An 18,930-nucleotide genomic window follows, 5' to 3' on the forward strand; every position below is an offset into this window, starting at 1 on the left:
ATATAACTACTGAAAGTCAGTTGTTTATGTTTCAATGTTATTATTTTTATAATTTATTTTAGAGGTCTTAAAAACGAGACGAATTTACGTAGCAAGATGTGTCTTTGTACCCACAATTTTTTCAAAATTTTTGGTTCAAAGACTATCTTGCCTTTTTTTCAAAAAAGGGGAAAAAACTTCGGAACTCGTTTTTTTTCTTGGAAGAGATTTTTTTTATTAACTCACTTTTTTCCAAAAATTTGAATGCTATGTAGTTTATAGGCTTTAATAGTAGTTTATAGCCTGTAACGTGTTGAAAACATTGTTTTTATGTTTTCTATAACTCACTTTTGCTCCATAATTATTAAACGAAATGTTTGTAGTCAGGGTTTTCTGACTGAAGAAAAAAGATGGAAAACAAATCGACAATGATAAAATTTAGAATAGAGAAAGAGAAAAAGAAAATTTGGAAAAAGCTCTGTTCAGAAAGACGGGTATCACTCACCCAATTAATCATCGATTCTGTTGAAGACAGATTATTGGATGACGAAAGGAGAAAGGTACTGGAGTTCATTGAAAAGCAAGACAACATTTTTGTAAAGATAGAAACCAATATCAATCAGATAGCAAGAATAGCTAATTCGCAAAAGTTTATTTCGGAAAAAGAATTAAAAAACTTTTCAGAAAAGCTCTCTGAGATAGAAAAGCTGAAACAGGAGCAGAATATAATTTTTGCTAAAATATATTCAATGCTTGGAAGATGATTGTTAAGATAATGGATCCGGCAGGTCCTGGGTTTCCTGGAGTACTATACAACGATAAAAAAATAGACAAAGGTAAAGGCGAGCTGATGCTGATGAAAAATTTCCCTTCTTTTATTGATAAAAACAGCAGTAAAGAAGAAGTTAAAAACTATTTGGCATCGGTATCAAAAAATGACAGAGTAAAGAAACCGCAATTCCATGCCGCGATTTCCACAAAATTTCAGGAACATTCCAAAGAAGAACTCACAAAGATAGCCGAGGATTTTATGAATGAGATGAGCTATGGAGATCAGCCGTTTATTGTCGTTTTTCATAGTGATACGGAAAATAATCATGTTCACATCGTTTCCACGAGAGTTGATAAATCAACTGGTAAAAAGATCAATGACAGTTATGAAAAACTCAAAGCCCAAAAAGCATTAGGGCAGATAATGGAAAAGCTGTATGGATTAAGTGCCGAAGAGCAAATAGAAAAGTTAATGGGGTACAGATATGGCACTTTGAAACAATTGGAACTTCTACTGGAAAGAAATGGATTCCGCCTTTCTCGAAACAAGAACAATGAAAATACCCTTGATATTTTAAAGAATGGAGTTCGGGAGAAAAGTATTAACGGAACCCAGCTAACATTCAAGAATATTAAAAGCGATAAAAGAGCAAAGCAGTTGAAAGCTATTCTTTCCAAGTACAAAGAAATCTTTTCTAACAAAGTTTTTAAAGTAGAAGATCGGAGAGCACAAGAAGCTATGCTACCGAAAGAAAAACAAAAAGTTAACGATCATACTGTTCCTACAATTGAATTTGAAAGTGAACTTCAAAAAAAACTGAGAGATACATTCGGAATTGATATTGTGTTTCATCATAAAGATGATAAAGCTCCTTTTGGATATACTTTAATTGATCATAAAACAGGTACAGTTTATAAAGGAAGTGAAATTATGAAAATGAATGAGCTGTTTGAATTCACCTCTGATATGATACATAAAAAATTATTCGAAAGTTTAAAAGATTATAACATTCCGGATGACACTTCTAAAAAGGTTTTACAACAATATTTAATAAATCAAAATTCTCAAAATATACCTAAAGATTTTATGCTGTTTGAGTCCAAAAAGAGGAAAAATAAAAAAACATTTAACTCTGTGAGAAATGATGTTAAGCAGTATCTCAGATCACAAAAGAATAGTGATGTTAAAATCATCAAATCAGATTCCGGAAAATTTTATGCTGTTCATTCAAAATTACATTATGTAGGTGATCTGGAGTATTTGATTGGAGAAAAAGAGTATCAGAAATTTTTGAATCCTATTCAGGAACATGTATCAGAAAACAAAAATGAAAATCTTGCAAAAGAGCTGAATAGAAGTATCAATGATATGATTTTTGAGTTCAGCAAATCATCCGGAGGATCAGGAAGAGATCAGTCAGAAAACGAAAATAAAAAAAGACGAAAAAGGAAAAAGAGATAAGTCAACCAAAGATTGGAAATATAAAACTATGATCATCACATTTGCAACACAGAAAGGAGGTACAGGAAAAACTACTCTTGCTATAGCCTTCTCCAATTACCTGTCGGGTATTTCCGAAAGAAAAATTAATGTTTTTGATTTCGACTATCAAAAATCCTTCTACAATAAATGGAAAGAAGATGAACTACTGGAATCTCCCAAGCTTTATGAAGTAGAAGTTTTTGGCGAAGATGACAAGAAGCCTTTTGCAGACCTGGAAAGCTTATTTGCCTTAAAAGACAGTGAAGACATCAACATTTTTGATTTAGCGGGAACATTAGATGAGAAATATAGTGACTTGTTGGTCTATAGTGATTTTATCATTGTTCCTTTTGAATATTCAGATGTTTCAGTCAAATCAACGCTGGTTTTTAAAAACCTGCTCGGATTATTAGAAAGCCAGGCTGAAAGAATATTCATCCGATCTAAGTATGACAAGGGTTACAAATATCTCAACCAAAAGGAAATGGATGAAGAGCTCTCCAAATACGGGACGCTCATTGAAAGTCCTGTTTTCAAAAGAAACTGTCTCCAAACCATAGACACAAGGAAGCTGACATATGAGCAAAAATATGCTGTGAAAAAGCCATTTAATGAACTTATTGATCAAATAAATGAAGCACTACAAATTACCATTTAATGTTACTCTCGAAAGAAAATACAATGACATTAACATTGAAAAATATTTATCAGAGAGAGAATTATATGAGCAGGAACGAAAAAGCAGGATGATTTTAATGGATAATGACCTGCATATAGAACTCGGAAAATTTAAAACATTTGAAGTAGACCTCAGTGAGATCATTGATTTAGGGATGCGGTACGCTATGGGAAAGCAGGAGTTCAGAAAACTGGCTGCCCAGATTTTAGAAATCAAAGAAAAACAAAATATTACCCCAAAATGATAAAATATTCATTAATACTATTAGGAGCGTACTTCCTCTATTATGCCGGAAATATAGTTTATGATCTGTTTTTAAAAAAAGAAAAGATAATTCAAACAGATACAACAGAAGAATTTTCAATTGTTGATTTTGCACAAACAGAAACTCCACCTCCGACACAAATTGAGATTGAAGATGTAGAAGATATTAATACTCCCAAATCTTTTTTGAGAAAAGAGTTTGAATCAGCAAAAGAGGTTTCTGAAGATGTAAAACCGGAAATAGAAGACTTAAGAAGAAGATTTGAAGCCGAGCAGGACATGGATGATTTTAATGCTGATGATATTCAGGAAAATGAAGATAAAAATAATCCTTTTGAAGAAGCAGAAAATAAGGAATTCAGATCTATTAATAAAGAGGAAACTAAGATAAAAAAAACAGATTGGAAGACTTTGCTTTCTTTATCAGAAACCTCAGTTCAGATGGTGGCTAATTACGAGGGACAGAAGGTTTACCACTCTTTCTTATAGCAGATTTTTAAATACATATTTACCCTAAATTTTTAATTTTTTATTATGATGAAAAAGTTTATCAAAAGAAACGTAAACGCGAAAAAAGTTTTAACTCTTGTTTTGGTGATGATGGCGATGACTCCCGTATTTGCACAGGGAGGTGCAGCGGCAATTTCAAATGCAGCCAGTGATATTAAGGACTACTGGGATCCGATCAAACTTATCTTAAAAGCAGTAGGAGGATTGGTTGGTTTTATTGGAGGTCTTAGAGTTTACAACAAATGGACCAATGGAGATCAGGATGTAAACAAAGAGATTTTGGGTTATGGAGGTGCGATGATTTTTTTGATCGTAGTTCCTGAATTCGTAACTGCATTCTTTGCCTAATATGGGGTTTTATCTTTACAAGGGGCTTAAAAAGCCCCTTGTTTTTTTCGGGCTTAAAGGTAAATACATCTTTTATGCGGTAGGTGTAATTGGAGCCGGAGTGATCGCTGCTCTAGTATTATCCAAATTTGGATTGATAGGCTCATTATTAGGACTTGTTACTACAGCCGGTGGTGTCTATCTCATCTTCAAAAGGCAGGACAAGTATGGTCTTTATGACAAGACTAAGAATTTTGATCAGATTTTAATTTTCCCTAAAAAAATAACCAACAAAAGAATTTCAAAAAATGACAAAAATAAAAAAGCAGGCATTTAATATTCCTTTTATCGGTTACGATTATGCCAAAGATTATGGATGGGATTTTGACGTTCTTTTCGGACAATATGGAAACCCCATTATAGGTATAAGAATAAAAAATATTGTTGAACAGTATTCTGCCGATCCGGACATGTATCTTCAATTCCATACCATTCTAAACCAGGTGGTATCAATTATTGGTGAAGGAAGAATTATACAGAAGCTCGATATTTTTTCAAAAAAGAAATATACCGCTGAAGAGTCTACCGAGTTTCTTCAGCAAAAATATTCCGAGCATTTTGATGGAAGATTATTTAAAACTATTGAGACGGTACTTTTATTTACAGATATCATTGACGATAAACTGAAAAAGAAAAACAAGCACTACGGGTTCTCAGAAAAAAGCTATAAAGAGCTGAGAGATAAATGTTCTAAAGTTTTTATGCTGTTAAAGCAGAGTGATTGTGAACCGGAGTTCCTCTTCGAAAAAGATTTTGAATACTATATTTCAGGAGTTTTATCGATGCAGTTTTCTGGGATTCCTTCATTTGATAATATTAAGAGTACCAATGAATATTTACAAATAGGAAACAGGTTTGTTAAAAATATTTCCTATGTAGATGTAGAGAATATTGATTTACCATCCGAAATAGAACCTTATTCTATACTAGGAGGGAATGGTGCGGCATCAGAAACAGCAGTAGATAATTTCACCTTTATCAATGAACTGGAAGATTATGAAACTATTATATACAATCAAATAATAACTGTTCCTCTTCAGGCACAACAGCAAAGAGAACTTGATAAAAAAAAGAAAAAGCATGAAGGTGCTGCTAACAATTCTCCTTCCAATGCCATTATAGCAGAGGAAATTCAAACCCTTCTTCATAATATAGCGATTGATGGTCAGCTAATAGTCAATGCTCATTTTTCAATCCTTTTTTCAGCAAACACTCTGGAAGAAATGGAAGGGACACAGTCCCTGATTGAAAATAAGCTTTTCACAAAAGGTATCATTGTTTCTAAAAATGCATACAACCAGCTTGAACTCTTTCGATCGGCCATTCCGGGTAACGGAACCGAACTTAGAGAATACGATTTATTTATGACGACGAGCGAAGCTGCGCTTTGTTTTTTTTTTAAAGAGAGTTACCCCGTGAATGAAGATTCTAATTTTTATTTAAGGTTTACAGACAGACAGGGAGTTCCTCTAAAAGTTGACCCCGCTGATTTACCTATGAAGACAGGACGGATCAATAATAGAAACAAATTTGTTTTGGGCCCCAGCGGATCGGGAAAAAGCTTCTTAATGAATAACATCATTGAGCAATACCTGACCTATAATTTTGACATTGTTATAGTAGATACAGGAGACTCCTATTCAGGAACCTGTCAATATAAAGGAGGTAGATACATTCAGTACACCGAAGAAAAACCGATCACAATGAATCCTTTTCTGATGAACAAGAAAGAGTTCAATATTGAGAAAATTGAGTTTTTAACCAACCTGATCTTCCTGATCTGGCAAGGTCCGGACGCATCCATGTCTTCTGCGCAAAAATCGATATTAGATAATGTACTGATGTCTTATTATCATCAGTATTTCAATTCTGGAACAGAGTGGTATGAAAATAAAAATTCAGAAGAATTAATTCTTTACTTGGACAAGTACAATATTCATGAGGAAGATATCTATACAGAATTTGAGAATGAAACCACCGTACAGCGTACTTACTATGATGTGTTAGGAATTGCTTTCGATGCCACTTCTGATGAAGTTAAGGAAGCAGGACGGAAACTGTTAAAGTTTTATCATCCTGACAAAAATGCCAATAATCCTGATTATGATAGTGAAACTTTTTATAAAGTCTATGAAGCATACGAAACTTTAAATGATGAAAACAGAAGAAAGATTTATAATGAAACCCAATTGATTCTCATTAAATCTAATGAAATCATCAAGCAGCCAAAAACTGCCGAAGAGTGGAATGAATCTTTTAGAAAAGCCATCATTAAAAAAATTAAGGAACTCGAAGAAAAGCTGGAAGCAAAAGAACTTTCATTTAATGGCTTTTATGATTATTGCGATAAATTTCTTCCCCTCCATCTGAATAACAAGAGGCACAATATCACGGAAAAAGAATTTAATCTGAGAACATTTTTATTTGTCCTCAAGGATTTTTATAAGGGAGGGAGATATGGAACAACCCTGAATGAAAGTGCTGACAATACACTCTTTGACGAGTCATTTATTGTTTTTGAAATCGACAATGTAAAAGATAATCCAAAACTGTTTCCGATTGTAACGCTTATTATCATGGATACTTTCATTCAAAAAATGCGTCTTCGAAAAGACCGCAGAAAGGCACTTATCATTGAAGAAGCCTGGAAAGCGATTGCAAGTAAACTGATGGGAGGTTACATTCTCTATCTCTATAAAACGGTAAGAAAATTCTGGGGTGAAGCGGTTGTGGTAACTCAGGAGCTGGATGACATCATTGGGAATGCAGTGGTAAAAGACAGTATCATTAACAACTCTGATACCTTCATTCTGCTGGATCAAACCAAGTTTAAAGACAACTTTGAACGCATAGCGTCTTTATTATCTCTCAATAAAGTCGAGCAGAATAAGATTTTTACCATCAATAATCTCAACAATAAATTTGGAAGGAGCCGGTTTAAAGAATTTTATCTTAAGCGGGGCTCAAAAGGCGAAGTGTATGGGAATGAAGTTTCTTTAGAGCAGTATTTAACCTACACTACTGAAAAACCGGAGAAATCAGCTGTAGAATATTACGTTCAGAAATCTAAAAACTATGATGAAGCTTTAGAACTTTTTGTAAAAGATTTCAAATTATTGAACGACAAAATGGAGAATATGGTAGCCTTGGTTAATCTTTATCAGAAACCTTTGGACGGGCAAATTTTTTCCTACTACGAGAGAATGAAAAATAGCTGCAAAGGAAAAAATGTTTTTAAAATAATCTCTCAGGAATTAGAAGACCAGGATATCAGTTTTTCAGAATTAATCCATAAACAAGAATATGAATATGAAAAAAATTAGCATCATCTTTTTAGGGTTTGGCAGTTTAGTATACGCTCAAAACACTTATATCGATCCTACAGTAACAGCGGCAATGATTCTGTATTCAGAAAATCTGAAGGCTAAACAAAATGAAGTCATTGAAGAAACTTCTAAATTAAAAGATGCCCAGGCATGGGTAGGAACACAGATGGTAGTGGCCAATGATATTCAAAATAAAATTTTAAAGGGTTTAAAAGAGGTTTCCGGGACACTGCAAAATGGAATTCAGGTTCAGGAGATTTATTCTGAGCTTAATAAATGCTATAACTATTCTTCGCAGATCGTACAATTGGCCTCTGAGCACCCACAATACGCTATTTTTGGAACCAAAGCTTCACAGAAAACGTATGAGCAAAGCCTCAGGATTGTGACAGATGTGTCTGATATTCTGGAATCTGGAGAGCTTAATCTTGCCACTGCCGGAGACCGGTATAAAATATTGCATAATATTTCAGGTAATGTGAAAAACCTTAAGCTTTGGCTTTTAGCTATAAAACTCCGTATTGAAAGAGCAAACAGGTTAGAATTCTGGAATTCTATCAATCCATTTGCGGGTTACATCAATACCGATAAGGCTATTGTTGAAAATATCATGAACAAGTATAAAAAGAATTTCTAATTATGAAATCAAAGAATGAGACTAGTCACCTTTATGGAAGTAAAAAGAAAATTCTCCTAGGTCTATTAGCTCCGGCAGTATATGTTCTTTTAACTTCTTCAGGAGGAAGTTCGACTCCTGCCTGGGAAAAAGAAAATGTTTCTTTTCCAATGATGGATATTGAAATAAATGCTACTGTTAAGGAAAATGAGAGGCAAAAAGAGATGCGAGAAAAGCAGACAATGAACGCTGGTGTTGAAGCAGTCAACCAGACACAGTGGAATGACTTCAAAGATAAAGCTACAAAAATCCAAGACCGCTTAAGAATTGTTTCATTGGCTATACAGGCAATACCCACAGGAATAGCCATGAGCCGGGAGATCACAAAAATCACTCAAAATCAGACTAACATTATTAACGAAATCAATGATGCCCCGTATTCCATCATAGCAGTTCTGCCCTCTCAGGTACAATTCGTAGATGACTTACAAATGGTAACAAGATTAGTTGCAGGTATTATCCTTTCCTATGGGGCTATTAACCAAATGGAAAAATCTGAACGGAAAGTTTTGTTGGATTATGCTTTGGGTGAAGTTAAACAACTAAGCAGAGATTCTACTCATATGCTTTTAAAAATAAGAGACATTAAAGCTAAGGTGAATAGAAATAAAAGAGCATTCCAATACTACCTTAATAGAGATAGACAGGTGGTAGAAAGTATAATGGATAACATCAAATCATTTTAAAATGAAAAAGATTCTTTTAGTAAGTGGGATGGTATGTACGACTGTTTTGATAAAAGCACAACAAATAGTTATCAATGAAAAACTACTTTCTCAAATTACCGTAAATCATGGGGTACGTTTAGCCAGTGAACAGACTTTTTTAGACTCCTATGAAAAGCAAAAGAAATTGTATGATGAAATCAACGATAAGACTACCCAGATAATTGCCATTCAGGAATATATCTATCAACAGTTAAAGAATGTAAATTCAGCTCTTTTGCAAAGTAAAAAACTAATCTATCTGTATCAATACCTGGGTAAAATTGTTACCAACTCAAACCGAATGCTTGATTTATCTGCCACACATCCGGAATATGCGGTCCTCATTTCAAAATATTATGTGGAAATAGGTAAACAAACTATGAAACTTCAGCAGGAAGTTACTCAGGATATCTTAAATGAAGACAAAGATTTTCTTATGGATGCTATGGATAGGGAAATGCTTATTGAAAAAGTATTTACACGGGTGAGAAATATTAATGGAAACATTCTTTACATCATTCTCAGATTGGAAAACGCAAAGAAAATACCTTACCTCTATCAGGTTCCTGTACTCAAAAACTATATCAATGTAGACAGGCTGATTATGAAAGATATCATTCAAAAATTAAAAGTATGGAAGCATTATTAAAAAAAACAGTTGTTCTTCAATTTCTTTTAATCACAGTCACTTTATTTGGCCAAAGTGTTAAGAGATTAAATGATCCTGCAATTGTAGCACAGCATAAAAGAATGGTATTCGAGAGCTGGGGAGACTGGAGGCCTTATCCTAAATATTTCTTAGGGGTCCAGACTAATTTTGCCTATGCCACTGTCTGGGGGATGTGGGCGCCAAAAATAAACCGGCAGTATAAAGATGGTGAGGATATAAGGCCATTAAAACCGACCGGAGTACAAAACCAAAGGTATGCACAGCTAAAGTACCAGGAAGAACAGGCAATAAAAATAAAAGCAGATGTAGACACCCTTTATAAAAGAAACTTACAGGATCTTGCCCATTGGACCTCTGCCACAGTAGATGCTGATCCGCTGTGGCTCCTGTACTATAAACGGATGTTAAAACCTATTACTGAATTTCCTGACAATCCGCAGGGTTTCATAGAATGGAGACTTAAGGATCAGCAAACTTACGAAACACTTAACAGTACAGGTACTTTAAAAAGACTTCAGGAAGATCTAGACCTCATAAAGGAAAAGTATTCTCTTTCCCGATCAATGGATATGCCACGAGGGAAAAGGTTCATTATGTATCATGAAACACTTATCAAATGGAGAAGATTTGTACAAGAGCTCAGAAGATATAATAATAAGACAACACTCTTACTGGATTACAAAAATATATTGAAGAACCATTCAGCCTCTACCTTGCCAACAGCATGGACTCCTGCTTCAGATAAGCAGATTGTCCAGAACATTATGCAAAAATATAAACACAGATATTAAAATGAATAAAACGTTAACCTTATTATGTTGCTTTGTAGCAATATGTTTACCTGTTCTGGGCTATGCTCAGACAGATAGTGACTACAGTAATACCCTACAGTTTTTAAAAGGAGACGGAGCCTTTGAAAAATGGTTTATGGATGTTTTCACAAAACTGGATGCCAGTGTACAGAATAATGCATCGGGATCGGCATTGGTAGGAAGGGCTATAGGCGGATTAGGAGCCTTGATGTATCTTGGATATATGGGATGGCAGATGGCTGCCGGAGACAGGGAGTGGGAAATTACCCCTATGTTAAAACCTATTCTTATCGGATTTACTCTTGTGTATTGGACCGGTTTTGTTAATCTTATTCAGGCTCCTTTTGAAGCTATAGCACAGCCTGGAATCACTATTTTTAGTGATATAGAATCCGAGGTTAACGACCTGAGGATTGAACGGTTTAAAAAACAACAGCAATTATTGGATGCTGTAATAAAACTGAAAGCGGAAGAAGATGCTAAACAGGATGTCATTGATAATACGGGCAAAGATGCTGATGATTCCTGGTTTGATATCAGTGAGGGATTAGATAAATTGATTCAGCCTATCAAGGAATGGCAGATCAGGATGCAGTTCCAGATGCAAAAATTAGTAGCAGAACTCATTGAATTTGTATGTCTTTCCATTCTTAGAATTTGTGTTTACCTGATTTTCTTTATTCAAAAAATATGGGCATATATATTAATTATTTTGGGGCCTATTGCCGTTGGAATGGCCCTTATTCCAGGGTTTGAAAATTCATTATACAGTTGGGTTTCCAAATTTATTAATATCAATCTGTACACTTTTGTAGCCTACACCATCATCAATATTGGCCAGCAATTAATTGCTTCCGGTTATGGGATGGAAATAGAAAGATATGACACGCTTTTAACTAACGGAACCATTACCAATTTAGATGCTTTAATGGTCTATGTAACCAATTCCGGAATGATATATAACCAGCTCTTTACCTGTGTTGCTTATGTGGTTACAGGGATCGGAGTGTTAATGACCCCGACAATTGCTGATACAATTGTAACAGCTGGAGGAGCCGGAGCTATGACCAAAATGAAAAGTGCTGCCGGAAAGATGGCAAGTGGAGCTAAAACAGCAGTATTAGCAGCTAAAACCGGAGGTGTTGCCGCAGCCGGAGCAGCCGCAAAGTCAGCAGCAATGGGTTCCGCGTCAGGTAGGGTCAACAATGCTATGAATAATAAAAAATAATATCAATAAAATGTTAATAAAAAATATAGAACAAAGAATTAAAGTAAACAAAGTCGTTTCTTTAGGAGCCATAGTTTTTGCGGTCTTCATCGTTATTGCAGGTTTTGTCTTTGCATATAAAATGATTCAGGATTCCAGAAAATCAATTTATATCCTGGATAACGGAGTTCCGGTTTTAGCCAAGCAAACAGATGTACTCTTAAACCGACCTGTTGAGTACAAAGCCCAGATTGAACTTTTCCACAGACTGTTTTTTACACTGGCTCCGGATGATACTTATATCAAGGATAATATCCAGAAGTCATTGTATCTCATTGATGATAGTGGGAAAAAAGAATATACCAACCTAAAGGAAAAAGGATTCTACAATCAAATCATTGCCTCCAGTTCAATGGTTAGTATTCATACAGATTCAATAGCTCTGAATATGGATCAAAAAAAATTCGCCTTTTTCGGAAAACAAATGATTTCAAGAAAATCATCTGTAATCACAAGGAAATTAATTACTGAAGGTTTTTTTGATGATATCATACGGAGTCCGAATAATCCTCATGGGGTCATTCTTAAAAACTGGAGAATTATTAATAATGATGAAATATCCAATCAAACTAAAAATTCTTACTAACAATGAGTTCATTTTTCAAACAAACCGGACAAAAATGGTTGAACTGGGCGGTAAAGAATCCCAAAACGTTCTTTACCTATTCAATGATTTTTTTGTCAGTATCATTTATAGGCTCTCTGATTCAGGGAATTTTCTTCCCTTCGGAAACAGCATTTAAAATAAAGCCTCCATCCCTTTATTCCGAAAGTCAGATCACTGAGAATAAATTAATAAACAACGATAAAGAGATGGAAAAAATAGTTAATGAGCTCAAAGCTTTAAAGCTAAAAAGGGATAGTCATGCTTTGCAAAAAGAAGATAGTCTGCGAGTGGAATATTTGTTTAACCAATACCAACAATTAAAAAATGGACATTAAAAAACTCAACTTTAAGGAAAAAAAATATGTTCTCCCTCTTTTGGCTCTGCCATTTCTTTTTCTGTTTACTTATGTGGGAGCTCAGCTGACCAAAAAAGATACTATAAAAGATAAACCTAAAGAGCTTTCTCTTTCTTTGGGTGAAACCCATGATTCTATTATGACTAAGAATGATGCTTACGATGCTTTTTTCAAAAAGGATGATAGTAGAACCATGCTCGATGGACTAGGTAAGGAAGAAGATAGTCTATTCACCTATGGAGATCAATTGTCTACTGACCAAAAAAGAAAAATTGATTCATTAAAAGCGGTATCAGGTAGACAGGCTCAATACCAGGGAAAAGGAAATTCATTATCCTATTATAATCCCAATCAGCAAAATGAAGATAAGGATTACAAAAGGTCTTCTGAAATCATAAGAATGCTCAATGATAAATCTTACGGAAGGCAGGAAAACACATATCAACCAGAAATATCCCAATCGAATCTTCAGAAAGAACAGCAGGATCCTGTAAAATATCTTAAACAGCAAATGCTTGTAATGGATTCCTTAGAAAAAGCGCGTGATCCTGAGTATCAAACTAAACTTGCAGCTGAAGAAAAGCTTAAGACCAATAAAGAAAAAATGGATCAATTTCTTAATTCAACTTTTAATGTCAGCAAATCAGGGATTAACAATGAATTTAACGCTTTCTATAAAGAAAAGGAAAACAGTTTTATTAAAGCGGTAATAGATGAAAATAACAAAGGTTTTTTAGGAAGCAGAATAAGATTCAGACTGCTAGAAGATATTTTTGTTGGAAATAGAAAAATAAGTAAAGGTTCCGTACTATATGGGCAAATCTCAGGTTTTTCAATGCAAAGAGTCAACCTCAATATAGTATCCGTATTTACCAAAGGAGAAATTTTCCCAGTTAACCTATCTATTTATGATGTGGATGGAATGAAAGGACTTTATGTTCCTCAAAGTGTTTTTAGAGACATGATCAAAGAAATGGGAAGCAATTCTGTTCAGGGTACACAGATGGACATGGGAGGATCCGGATTCTTCACCAGTATAGGCAGTAAATTATTTACATCTACTTCTAAATCAATTGCCAATCTGATAAAGGAGAATAAAGCAAAATTAAAGTACAATTCATATGTCTTTTTAATCGATGAAAAACAATTGAAAGATTTACAAAACCAAGAAAAAAAATAATAGAATGAGAGCTATATTATATACCATTTTACTAACTGCAACTCAGTTTTTAACAGCACAAACAGCAACGAGAGATCAGATCGTTTCGTCTCTACCCGAAATAGAAATTTCTGAAGGGATTAACCTTCATATTATTTCACCTGAACCCATTCAGTACGTTGATTTGTCAACTCAGCAGCTTACAGGTGATTTACCTACTACTCAAATTGCCAGAATTAAAATCACTGACCATTCTGATTCCGGCCAGGAAGAAAAACAGAAGAACTCTGTTTCCTTTTTCAACGGAAGCAACATTGGGATTATAACAGTAGTAGGACAATCTTTCATTGCACAATATAAGGCTGTATATAGAAACCAGGATAACCTTAATACAATTACGAATATCCATATACAACCTGAAGAAATGCAGCCTATAGAATTTGATAAAATGATCTTTTCAAATCTTGAATTAAGAAAATTTGCAATGGATATTATTCAAAAGAAATCTGAAAAAAATCCTATTAGGAAAGAGACAAATTTAGGATTGAGTGTACAGATTAATAATGTATATGTGCTTAGTGATTATATATTTTTAGATATGACTTTTAAAAACAATTCTAATCTGAGCTATGATATTGAAGGTTTAAAATTTTCCATAGAAGATAAAAAAATTTATAAAGCAACAAACAATCAAAGTATTGATATGACACCACTTTTCCAGCTCAATGCTCAAAAGCACTTTAGAAAAAATTTCAGAAATATTTATGTTTTCAAAAAGTTCACCTATCCTAATTCTAAAGTAATGATGATCCGCTTAATTGAAGAACAGCTCTCTGGAAGAACCATTGAGATGAAAGTAAACTATTCTGAAATTCTTAAAGCAGATACATTCTAAAAAATATTATAATGCAAGAACAACAGCACCAAATAAAAATTTATGGATTCCTGCAAAAGGCGGTGTATGCCATTGTTGCTTTAGACTGTGCATCACTTTTCTACCTCAATGCGAATGTACCGGTAGTCTCGAATTTGTTGAAGAATTTCTCAAAAATGAGCTTTATTTATCCTCCGATCAATGCCAAATTTGCGACATTAATTCTGATAGGATTAGTTGCCATCGGGACAAAAGCTAAGAAAAAGAAAGATTTAAATATCACAACAGAAATAGTTATCCCTATGGCTTTAGGGTTGCTTATGATTTTTTCTTCTCTGATTTGGCAGAATGAAGCAGGAAATTCAGAACTCCCTAAAATCTTTCCAGGACTTAATCTGTATCAGCTGATTTATGCTATACTTTCTTTCTTAGGGGCTGTAATCCTTCAAATGGGAGCAGATAGTATTTCCAAGCTGATGCAGCAAAAAATGGGCAAAGACAGATGGAATGTAGAAGAAGAATCTTTTGACCAGAATCAGGAATATGTAGAATCCGATACGAATATTAACATTCCTTATTTATTCAGATATAAAGGGAAAAGCAACAAGGGATGGATGAATATCAATCCTTTTAGAGGTACAATGGTAATCGGAACACCAGGATCAGGTAAATCTTTCGGAGTGATTAATCCTGCAATCAGACAGATGATTGCAAAAGGATTTTGTCTCTGCATCTATGATTTTAAATTTCCTGATTTAGCGCAAATAGCTTATTACCATTATTTACTGAGGAAAAGTAAAGAGTCAGATTATAATTATGATTTCCATGTAATTAATCTGAATGAAGTAGAAAAATCCAAAAGAGTAAATCCATTCGCTAAAAAGTATGTGAAAACATTGGCTGAAGCTCAGGAAATGGCGGAAGCAATGGTTTCCTCGTTACAGAAAGGAGGAGCAAGTGCCGGAGGGGGGTCAGATCAGTTCTTTACCCAGTCCGCAATCAATTTTCTTTCATCCTGTATTTATTTCTTTGCCACTCATGAAAATGGTAAGTATTCGGATTTACCTCATATACTTTCCTTTATGAACAGAAGCTATAAGGAAATATTCGATACACTTTTTGACCATGAAGAATTGTATTCTTTATTGTCACCTTTTAAATCAGCTTATGATAACAAAGCTTTTGATCAATTGGAAGGACAGGTGGGAACGTTGAAAATATTTCTTTCAAGGTTAGCAACAAAAGAAAGCTTTTGGGTATTTTCCGGTGATGAAGTAGAATTGAAGATAACAGACAGGGATCATCCTTCTATTATTATACTTGCTTCAGATCCGGGAACACAGGATATCAACTCAGCGTTGTACTCAGCTGTACTTAACCGGACCCTAAGGCTTGTCAATTCAAAGCATAATCTGCCTGGAGGTATTATTGCCGATGAGTTTCCCACTATTTATATTCATAAAATAGATAATGTTGTAGCCACCGCCAGAAGTAACAGGGTTGCTGTTCTACTAGGTCTTCAGGAACTCCCACAACTTCGACAGTTTTATAAAAAAGAAGTGGCGGATACTATCTCTGCTATTGTTGGAAATATTCTTTCTGGTTCTGCAAGAGATAAGAATACGCTTGACTGGCTTGAAAAGCTTTTTGGAAAAATAAAACAAAAATCTTATTCCCAATCTATTTCACAACAGGGAACTACTACAAGTATCAATGAGAAAATGGATCATATGATTCCTGCCGGAAAGATTGCTGCGCTTAGGACTGGAGAGATGGTAGGAATGATAGCTCAGGGTGAAGAAAATGATACAGATGAATATAAAACTTCGGCAGTCAGTGGTAAAATCAATTTAGATATGAAAGCCATTAAGAATGAAGAAAAGAATTATGTACCCATGCCGTCCTATTATTCATTTGTAGATAAAGCAGGAGTGAATCGTAAGGAAGAAGTATTGATGACTAATTTCAGGAAAATTAACAAAGAAGTTGAACTAATCGTCTCAGAACTCGTTAAAGCCTAATCGAATGGAAAGTAAAATAAAAAAAGTTTTTTTTGTCATTTTGGTTTTAGCATATCATTTTTCCTACGCTCAATTTAATACGCTTACTCCTACACAGCCAAAGAAATCGGAAAGCTTAAAAGTGAAGGAAAAACCAGGCTTAGAAGAGAACGCAAAAGAAAAGAAAGATAAAAAATCGTGGAAACAAATTTTCAACATCACTACAAAATCAGACTTAAAAAATGAAATTGACTCTTTAAAAACATTGATTAAAGAATACAGTAGTGTTAGCAGTAATAAAAATTCACAGGTTGAAAAATTGAAAGATTCAGTAGCCTTGTTAACACAGAATAGACTCATGCAGAAAAAGAATATTTCAAATAAACCTAATGGTTTTGCAATGTATGATTTAGTCGAAGAACCGAAGGAGACTTTTTCAAAAATTGTAATGCCACTCAATAATAGAATCACCATTACATCATCGTATGGAGCAAGAATACATCCTATTTTCGGAACAAAAAAAATGCACAATGGTATTGATCTTAAAGCCAATTATGAAAATGTATATTGCGTAATGGATGGAATTGTAACTGCCGTGGGTTGGGATTCTAAAGGCGGTGGAAATTATATCAAGGTAAATCATTTCAACAGATTTGAAACTTCTTATCTACATCTTTCAGAAATGTATTACAGAGTGGGGGAGCAGGTTAAAGCCGGATATATTATCGGAAAAAGCGGAAACACCGGAAACTCTACTGGACCCCATTTACATTTTTCGGTAAAAGAATTTGGCAAAAGCATCAATCCTGCTCATTTTTTAAATGACTTAATAAAAGTAAATAACTTAATTGCAATATATAATGAATAACACGACTTTACCCACAGATGATCTAAAGAAATACGGAATAATAGAAGCTGATAATTCCTTTTCTAAAAAACTGTCAGCGGATGATATCCAAAAATTTTTGCAAGGATATACTATTGTCGCTGATAATAATAAAAGTAGAATAACATTCAGACTGACAGATAACAACACCCAATTAAATGTTAATCTCTATGAAAGGGATAAAAACTTATCTGAAGTACTTGAAAAAAGTAAGCATAAAATTCAATACTCTGATACTTCTTCACAGTATAATTTTAATGACGAAAAAAATAATGCTAGGCCGAGCTGGACAAAAACGGCTTTTATTTTTGATGAAAAAACGAAAAGTATTATAGAGTTAAACATGATTAAAGATTCAAAGCTACTAACTGAAATGGTATTGGAAAAACAAAACCCAGAAGAAACTTTCCGATATAAAAATGAACTTGAGAAATTAAAATTAAAACTTCTGGAAAAAATATCTCAGTATCCGGAAATTGCAAAAGAAATTACTATAGATCTAAACATTGTAGACAATGAAATTAATGCAGTTAACAGTATCTTCCGACCTGCAAAACAAATGCAGAAAGAAGGTAAAGATGATATTCAGCTAAATGTTAATGATCCTGATATGTATGAAGATGTAAATCAACAGAGAGAAGAGGAACAAGAGCAGGAAGAAAAATGGCATAGACCGAAGGGAAGAGGAAGATAAATTGTTGAAAAAAACCAGCCTGAAAAGGCTGTTTTTTTTTAAGTTCTATAATATATTAGATGTAATAGCCACGACTTTATCTGACAGTTAGGGGTTAAAAATAATTGTCAGTTATCCAATATTGTCCTTACTTCCAAAAGTAAGGATTTTTTGTTCCTCTGCAAGAGTTTCCAATAATTTCTCTTTTGCAATAGGCTTACTATCGGAAAACGTCTGCATCGGTGTTTTACCGTAACAATGTTTTCCTGTATGCGTTCTTTCATTGTTGTAATACGATAGCCAGCTGTTTAAGTCTAATTGCAATTCTTCAATATTTCTGTAAATTTTCTTTCTGAAAGCTATAGCATAGAACTCATCCTGTATCGTTCTGTGAAAACGTTCGCAAATACCATTGGTCTGAGGACTTTTAGCCTTGGTCTTTGTGTGATCAATATCTTCAATCGCTAAATAAAGCTGGTATTCATGCTGCTCTCTTATTCCACAGTATTCCGTTCCTCGGTCTGTCAAAATTCTGAGTAAACGAAGTTCCTGCTGCTCAAAGAAAGGGACTACCTGATCATTAAGCATGTCAGCAGCAATAAGAGCATTTTTACGGTCATATAACTTTGCAAATGCTACTTTGGAATATGTGTCAATAAAAGTTTGCTGATAAATATGTCCAACTCCTTTGATATTGCCTACATAATAAGTGTCTTGAGCTCCTAAATATCCCGGATGATAAGTTTCAATTTCTCCATGAGCCTTTTTCTCTTCCTTAGCCCTTTCCAGTGCTGAAAGTTGGGATTCAGTAAGGACTAGACCATCTTGAGCAGATTTGGCTTCC

General features: G+C 34.2%; 21 protein-coding genes. 20 read left to right on the top strand and 1 reads right to left on the bottom strand.

The features are described 5' to 3' along the window. Positions 1–407: 407 nt before the first annotated feature. From mobC to Q0A18_RS08320, 20 genes are read left to right on the top strand one after another with little or no spacing between them, the layout of a single operon-like run. Positions 408–743 carry a plasmid mobilization relaxosome protein MobC gene (gene mobC, locus Q0A18_RS08225; RefSeq protein WP_292009669.1) on the top strand — a complete coding sequence of 112 codons (336 nt, stop codon included), beginning with the start codon at positions 408–410 and terminating at the stop codon, positions 741–743. Next, positions 740–2,212: a relaxase/mobilization nuclease domain-containing protein gene (locus Q0A18_RS08230; protein ID WP_292009670.1), complete on the top strand. Its 1,473-nt coding sequence runs from the start codon at positions 740–742 to the stop codon at positions 2,210–2,212. Before mobC ends, Q0A18_RS08230 begins: the two co-directional genes overlap by 4 nt. Positions 2,213–2,240: 28 nt before the next feature. After that, positions 2,241–2,891, top strand: coding sequence for a ParA family protein (locus Q0A18_RS08235; RefSeq protein WP_292009688.1), 651 nt, complete (start codon positions 2,241–2,243; stop codon positions 2,889–2,891). After that, positions 2,866–3,156 carry a hypothetical protein gene (locus Q0A18_RS08240; protein ID WP_292009671.1) on the top strand — a complete coding sequence of 97 codons (291 nt, stop codon included), beginning with the start codon at positions 2,866–2,868 and terminating at the stop codon, positions 3,154–3,156. The genes Q0A18_RS08235 and Q0A18_RS08240 overlap by 26 nt, the downstream gene beginning before the upstream one ends. Beyond that, on the top strand, positions 3,153–3,665 hold the full coding sequence (locus Q0A18_RS08245) for a hypothetical protein (protein WP_292009672.1): 513 nt from the start codon (positions 3,153–3,155) through the stop codon (positions 3,663–3,665). Before Q0A18_RS08240 ends, Q0A18_RS08245 begins: the two co-directional genes overlap by 4 nt. 45 nt (positions 3,666–3,710) lie before the next feature. After that, a complete protein-coding gene (locus Q0A18_RS08250; protein WP_292009673.1) occupies positions 3,711–4,034 on the top strand; it encodes a DUF4134 domain-containing protein in 324 nt (107 codons plus the stop codon). Position 4,035: 1 nt separating this feature from the next. Next, entirely contained in the window at positions 4,036–4,350 is a 315-nt protein-coding gene (locus Q0A18_RS08255) for a DUF4133 domain-containing protein (RefSeq protein WP_292009674.1), read from the top strand. Then, positions 4,322–7,396 carry a TraG family conjugative transposon ATPase gene (locus Q0A18_RS08260; RefSeq protein ID WP_292009675.1) on the top strand — a complete coding sequence of 1,025 codons (3,075 nt, stop codon included), beginning with the start codon at positions 4,322–4,324 and terminating at the stop codon, positions 7,394–7,396. The genes Q0A18_RS08255 and Q0A18_RS08260 overlap by 29 nt, the downstream gene beginning before the upstream one ends. Then, the gene (locus tag Q0A18_RS08265; protein WP_292009676.1) at positions 7,383–8,036 is read left to right on the top strand and encodes a hypothetical protein; all 654 of its coding nucleotides are present in this window, start codon (positions 7,383–7,385) and stop codon (positions 8,034–8,036) included. Before Q0A18_RS08260 ends, Q0A18_RS08265 begins: the two co-directional genes overlap by 14 nt. Positions 8,037–8,038: 2 nt before the next feature. Beyond that, entirely contained in the window at positions 8,039–8,761 is a 723-nt protein-coding gene (locus Q0A18_RS08270) for a hypothetical protein (protein ID WP_292009677.1), read from the top strand. Position 8,762: 1 nt separating this feature from the next. Next, on the top strand, positions 8,763–9,431 hold the full coding sequence (locus tag Q0A18_RS08275; protein ID WP_292009678.1) for a hypothetical protein: 669 nt from the start codon (positions 8,763–8,765) through the stop codon (positions 9,429–9,431). Further along, positions 9,416–10,243, top strand: a complete 828-nt coding sequence (locus tag Q0A18_RS08280; protein WP_292009679.1) for a hypothetical protein — start codon at positions 9,416–9,418, stop codon at positions 10,241–10,243. The genes Q0A18_RS08275 and Q0A18_RS08280 overlap by 16 nt, the downstream gene beginning before the upstream one ends. 1 nt (position 10,244) lies before the next feature. Beyond that, positions 10,245–11,492 carry a hypothetical protein gene (locus Q0A18_RS08285; protein WP_292009680.1) on the top strand — a complete coding sequence of 416 codons (1,248 nt, stop codon included), beginning with the start codon at positions 10,245–10,247 and terminating at the stop codon, positions 11,490–11,492. A 10-nt stretch (positions 11,493–11,502) separates the two neighbouring features. Continuing rightward, on the top strand, positions 11,503–12,117 hold the full coding sequence (gene traK, locus Q0A18_RS08290; RefSeq protein WP_292009681.1) for a conjugative transposon protein TraK: 615 nt from the start codon (positions 11,503–11,505) through the stop codon (positions 12,115–12,117). A gap of 2 nt (positions 12,118–12,119) precedes the next feature. Beyond that, positions 12,120–12,473 (top strand): hypothetical protein, encoded by a 354-nt coding sequence (locus tag Q0A18_RS08295; protein ID WP_292009682.1) that lies wholly within the window; start codon positions 12,120–12,122, stop codon positions 12,471–12,473. Next, positions 12,469–13,674, top strand: a complete 1,206-nt coding sequence (gene traM / locus Q0A18_RS08300) for a conjugative transposon protein TraM (RefSeq protein WP_292009689.1) — start codon at positions 12,469–12,471, stop codon at positions 13,672–13,674. Before Q0A18_RS08295 ends, traM begins: the two co-directional genes overlap by 5 nt. Positions 13,675–13,678: 4 nt before the next feature. Continuing rightward, positions 13,679–14,548: a DUF4138 domain-containing protein gene (locus Q0A18_RS08305; protein ID WP_292009683.1), complete on the top strand. Its 870-nt coding sequence runs from the start codon at positions 13,679–13,681 to the stop codon at positions 14,546–14,548. Positions 14,549–14,559: 11 nt separating this feature from the next. Continuing rightward, positions 14,560–16,548, top strand: a complete 1,989-nt coding sequence (locus tag Q0A18_RS08310; protein WP_292009684.1) for a type IV secretion system DNA-binding domain-containing protein — start codon at positions 14,560–14,562, stop codon at positions 16,546–16,548. A 4-nt stretch (positions 16,549–16,552) separates the two neighbouring features. Next, on the top strand, positions 16,553–17,395 hold the full coding sequence (locus Q0A18_RS08315; RefSeq protein WP_292009685.1) for a M23 family metallopeptidase: 843 nt from the start codon (positions 16,553–16,555) through the stop codon (positions 17,393–17,395). Continuing rightward, entirely contained in the window at positions 17,388–18,107 is a 720-nt protein-coding gene (locus tag Q0A18_RS08320; protein ID WP_292009686.1) for a hypothetical protein, read from the top strand. Before Q0A18_RS08315 ends, Q0A18_RS08320 begins: the two co-directional genes overlap by 8 nt. A 111-nt stretch (positions 18,108–18,218) precedes the next feature. Here the strand turns inward: Q0A18_RS08320 and Q0A18_RS08325 are convergent. Next, on the bottom strand, positions 18,219–18,930 hold a 712-nt coding region (locus Q0A18_RS08325), incomplete at its 5' end, for an integrase core domain-containing protein (protein WP_292009687.1).

The sequence above is a fragment of the Chryseobacterium sp. genome (assembly GCF_022712095.1).
GTDB lineage: Bacteria > Bacteroidota > Bacteroidia > Flavobacteriales > Weeksellaceae > Chryseobacterium.